At 66.2% G+C, this 4515-nt stretch carries 6 protein-coding genes; all 6 read left to right on the top strand.

The window, feature by feature from the left end; genetic code table 11:
• Window positions 1-6 precede the first annotated feature (6 nt).
• Window positions 7-174 (top strand): SDR family oxidoreductase, encoded by a 168-nt coding sequence (locus CK944_RS24245; protein ID WP_256388180.1) that lies wholly within the window; start codon window positions 7-9, stop codon window positions 172-174.
• A 358-nt stretch (window positions 175-532) separates the two neighbouring features.
• The gene (locus CK944_RS21585) at window positions 533-787 is read left to right on the top strand and encodes a type II toxin-antitoxin system CcdA family antitoxin (protein ID WP_103175105.1); all 255 of its coding nucleotides are present in this window, start codon (window positions 533-535) and stop codon (window positions 785-787) included.
• Complete coding sequence (locus CK944_RS21580) at window positions 775-1065, top strand: CcdB family protein (protein WP_103175104.1); 291 nt, start codon at window positions 775-777, stop codon at window positions 1063-1065. The genes CK944_RS21585 and CK944_RS21580 overlap by 13 nt, the downstream gene beginning before the upstream one ends.
• Before the next feature lie 235 nt (window positions 1066-1300).
• Complete coding sequence (gene nadA / locus CK944_RS21575) at window positions 1301-2353, top strand: quinolinate synthase NadA (RefSeq protein ID WP_103175103.1); 1053 nt, start codon at window positions 1301-1303, stop codon at window positions 2351-2353.
• A gap of 4 nt (window positions 2354-2357) precedes the next feature.
• A complete protein-coding gene (locus CK944_RS21570; protein WP_103175102.1) occupies window positions 2358-3899 on the top strand; it encodes an L-aspartate oxidase in 1542 nt (513 codons plus the stop codon).
• A partial coding sequence (gene nadC, locus CK944_RS21565) for a carboxylating nicotinate-nucleotide diphosphorylase (RefSeq protein ID WP_103175101.1) occupies window positions 3896-4515 on the top strand: 620 nt, incomplete at its 3' end. The genes CK944_RS21570 and nadC, both read left to right, overlap by 4 nt.

Raw genomic sequence — 4515 nt, 5'->3', positions numbered from 1 at the left:
AGCGCAATTTTTCGAGGTGCCCTCAAGGAGGTTGCGGATGAGCACGCGACGATCCGACGCTTCGCAAGCGTCGAGGAGATAGCTGATTTCTGCGTCTTCTTGTGCTCCGAGCGCGCCAGCTATGTCGTCGGAAGCGCGCTTCATGTCGACGGAGGCATGCTGAAAACCGTCTGACGGATGGTGGCCGCGTTCCAGAGCCGGAGCCAGAAGGATCGCATCATCACCAACCAAGCAATTGGACTTGCTCGAGACGGCACACGTGTCGCCTTATCCTGCCGTTGCCGATCAAGCTGCCCATCAGGTTGAGCTGGCCTTGCTGGAAGGAGCGGGTCATGCCCCGCAGGTAGCCTCCGGGGCTGATAATCGGATTTATGGAACAATAATCGTTTTGTATTAGTGACTTGCTAAATTATGATAACACCATCTTCATTGCCCACGACACAACGTGACGAATCCGCCTCGTGAGCCACGTTTAGCTCTTTCGACGCGGGTACTGATACGGTATCCTCTTGCGGTAGCAAGGAGCAAGCGCATGCCATCGGCTTCCAGGCGTAAAACCTCGCTGTCACTTGATGCAGCCACACTCGAGGCAGCACGGGATCTGGGAATCAATGTCTCGGCCGTGGCCGACACAGCCCTTCGGCGCGCTGTCGCAGATGCCCGTCGGCGCCAGTGGCTCACGGAGAATGCAAGCGCCTTTACTGCACAAGCCGATTGGCATGATCGAAATGGCCATCCCCTGGCCGACATCATGACATCCCCAGGACGCACATCATGGAAAGGCTGAGCCGCTTCGATGTCGCCGAGTATCGTGATGTCCTGATGGTTGTCGTCGAAAGCGACCTTCTGCCTCCCGATCCGTCAATTGTCGTCATTCCGCTTCTTCTCGACTATCCTGCCGTCCGATACTTGAACCCCATCATCCGATATGAGGATCAAGACGTGGTCCTGGCAACGCGGCTGATTGCTGCGGTGCGCCGGTCACATGTACGCCGCAAGGGACATATTGCAGATCAAGGTGACGACATTACCCGAGCTGTGGATGTCCTGATGGGCGGCGTTTAGCGAGGGCGTATTCCAACGCGCCGAAGGCCCACAGTGAAACAGAGTTCCCGACAGGCTCGTAACGTGCCGTAGGTGGTCTGTTTAAGCGCAAGTGCGCGATGCAAGTTCCGGCAATCAGGCGCAGTCGGAGCACTGATGATGAACAAGGACGTTGCCGTAGCGTCAAGGACGCGCTAGGACCGCACCAGCCATCATCATGCGAGGGCGCGCCATGCGGCGTGCGGAGGAGCCGAGCTTGCTGGACGTGACGACCATCCGCGCCGAATTGGCGGCGCATTACGACCTGACGCCCTCGATCGAGCTGGCCCGCGACATGGCTGACATCCATGCGCGCATGGACCGGGTGATGCCCTTTCCCGACTGGGCGATCGCCGCGCCCTATGTGGCTGCGATCAACCGGCTCAAGGCGGAACGGGGGGCGGTGGTGCTGGCGCACAACTACATGACGCCTGACATCTACCATGGCATTGCCGATGTGGTGGGCGACAGCCTCCAGCTGGCGATCGAGGCGACGCGGGTCGATGCCGACATCATTATCCAGTGCGGCGTGCATTTCATGGCCGAAACCTCGAAGATCCTGAACCCCGCCAAGACCGTGCTGATGCCCGACATGGAGGCCGGCTGCTCGCTCGCGGAAAGCATCACCGCCGAAGGGATCGCCCGGATGCGCGCCCAGTATCCCGGCGCTCCGGTGGTCAGCTACGTCAACACCACGGCCGCGGTGAAGGCGGCGTCCGACATCTGCTGCACGTCCTCGAACGCCGCCCAGATCGTCGCAGCGATGCCCGGCGACACGGTGATCATGACGCCCGACAAGTGGCTGGCGCAGAACGTGGCGAAACAGGTGCCGCAGAAGCGCATCGTCTGGTGGGACGGGGCCTGCATCGTCCACGAACGCTTCACGCCCCAGGATCTGCGCGATTTCCGCGGCTGGTATCTGGGGCTGAAGATCATCGCCCATCCCGAATGTCCCCCGGATGTCGTGGCCGAGGCCGATTTCGCCGGATCCACTGCCCATATCATCGACTGGGTGGGCAAGGAACGCCCAAGCCAGGCGATGCTGGTCACGGAATGCTCGATGGCCTCGAACATCTCGGACGCCCATCCCGAGGTCGAGTTCCTGGGGCCGTGCAACATGTGCCCGCACATGAAGAAGATCACGCTGGAAAAGGTGCTGTGGTCGCTGCATTCCATGACCGGCCAGGTCGAGGTGGACGCCGCAGTCGCAGTTCCCGCGCGCCGGGCGGTCCAGCGGATGATCGACCTGTCGCGGCAACTGGCCGCCTGATCCGATGATCCGGACCGATCGCGTGGTGGTCGTCGGCGCGGGTCTGGCCGCGCTTTATGCGGCGCTTGTGCTGGCGCCCCGCCCGGTGCTGCTGATCTCTCCCGACCCCTTGGGACAAGGCGCAAGTTCCGCCTGGGCGCAAGGCGGGGTAGCGGCTGCCATGGACCTGGCCGACAACCCCGCACTGCACGCTGCCGACACGCTGCGGGCCGGCGCGGGCCTTGTCGATCCCGACGTGGCCCGGCGGGTCACGGCCGAGGCACGCGACCATATCCTGCATCTCACCACGCTGGGGACGCCCTTCGACCGCGACGAGGCGGGCGGTTATGTCCTGTCGCGCGAGGCGGCGCACAGCCTGGCCCGCGTGGTGCGCGTCAAGGGCGACCAGGCCGGAGCCGAGATCATGCGCGCCCTGGTCGCTGCCGTCCGCGCCACCCTCTCGGTGCAGGTGGCCGAGGGGTGGGTGGCGACCGGGCTCAGGTTGGACGAGGGGCGTGTGACCGGAGTCGATCTGGCGCTTGCCTCGGGATCGGCTGCGGTGGCAATCGCGGCGCCGGCGGTGCTGATCGCGGGCGGGGGATCAGGCGGGCTTTACGCGGTGACGACCAACCCGCCGCGCATCCGGGGCGAGGTTGTCGGCATGGCCGCCCGCGCGGGCGCGGTGATCGCGGATGCGGAATTCGTGCAGTTCCATCCCACCGCCATTGCCTGCGGCGCCGATCCCGCGCCGCTTGCGACCGAGGCGCTGCGGGGTGAGGGTGCGCATCTGGTCAATGCCGAAGGCACCCGCTTCATGACGGCGCTGCACCCCGATGCCGAACTGGCCCCGCGCGACATCGTGGCGCGCGGCGTTTATGCCGAAGTCAGGGCCGGCCGCCAACCTGCGCTCGACTGCCGTGCCCTGGGCGCCCGCATCGGCGCAGAGTTTCCGGCCGTGGCGGCAGCCTGCGCGCGGGCGGGGATCAACCCCGCCAGCCAGTCGATCCCGGTGGCACCGGCGGCGCATTACCACATGGGCGGCATCGCCACGAACATGGAGGGACGCAGCAGCCTGCCCGGCCTCTGGGCCTGCGGCGAGGCGGCCTCGACCGGACTGCACGGCGCGAACCGGCTGGCCTCGAACGGCCTGCTGGAGGCGCTGGTCTTTGCCCGCCGCGCGGCGCTCTCGGTCGGGCGCGAGGGTCCATCTGCTGCCAAGGTCGTGCTACCCTCTCCTCCCCCTGCCCCGCTGCCCGACCCTGCGCTGGTTGCACGCTTGCGCCAGGCGATGACGGCCGGCGCCGGCGTGCTGCGCGATGCGGAGGGACTGACGAATACCCTGCACACCATCGCCGCCATTGAGGCCGCCCAACCCGACTGCCCCCGGCTGGCCAACATGACGGCAACCGCCACGCTGATCTGCGGGGCAGCCCTTGCACGGCGCGAAAGCCGCGGCGCGCATTGCCGCACCGACTTTCCGGACACGCTGCCCTTGGGCCACCGCAGCCGCATGACCTTGGCAGAGGCCCTGACCCTGCGTCCCGCCCCCCAACCGGAGCTCCTATGATCCCGCCCCTGCCCGACCTGATCCTGGAACCCCTGGTCCGCGCCGCTCTGATCGAAGATCTGGGTACCCATGGCGACATCACCACCCGCACGGTGATCCCGCCGGGCACGCGCGTCAGTGGTGCCGTCCGTGCGCGAGAAGGCGGCACGGCGTCGGGGATGGCCGTGGCTGCGCTGGCCTTCCGCCTGATCGACCCGAGCCTGCGGTTCGAGGTTCTGGTCCCAGATGGCGTCTCCTTCGCCCCGGGCGACACGCTGGCCCGGATCACCGGCGACGCCGCCGCGATCCTGTCGGCCGAACGCGTGGCGCTGAATTTCGCGGGCCGCTTGTCGGGCATCGCTACCCTGACCGCCGCCTTCGTGGCCGAGACGCGGGGAACCGCCACCCGCATCACCTGCACGCGCAAGACCACGCCCGGCCTGCGGCTGGTGGAAAAACAGGCGGTGCTGCATGGCGGCGGCTTTAACCATCGGGTTTCGCTCTCGGACGCGATCCTCATCAAGGACAACCATATCGCGGCGGGCGGCGGCATCCGCGCCGTCCTGCAAGCGGTCAAGGCCCGCGCATCCCACATGATGCGGGTCGAGATCGAGGTGGACCGGCTGGACCAACTGGC

It is taken from the genome of Paracoccus sp. SY (assembly GCF_002901215.1).
Taxonomy (GTDB): domain Bacteria; phylum Pseudomonadota; class Alphaproteobacteria; order Rhodobacterales; family Rhodobacteraceae; genus Paracoccus; species Paracoccus acridae.
This window is presented reverse-complemented; position numbering and strand designations above follow the sequence as displayed.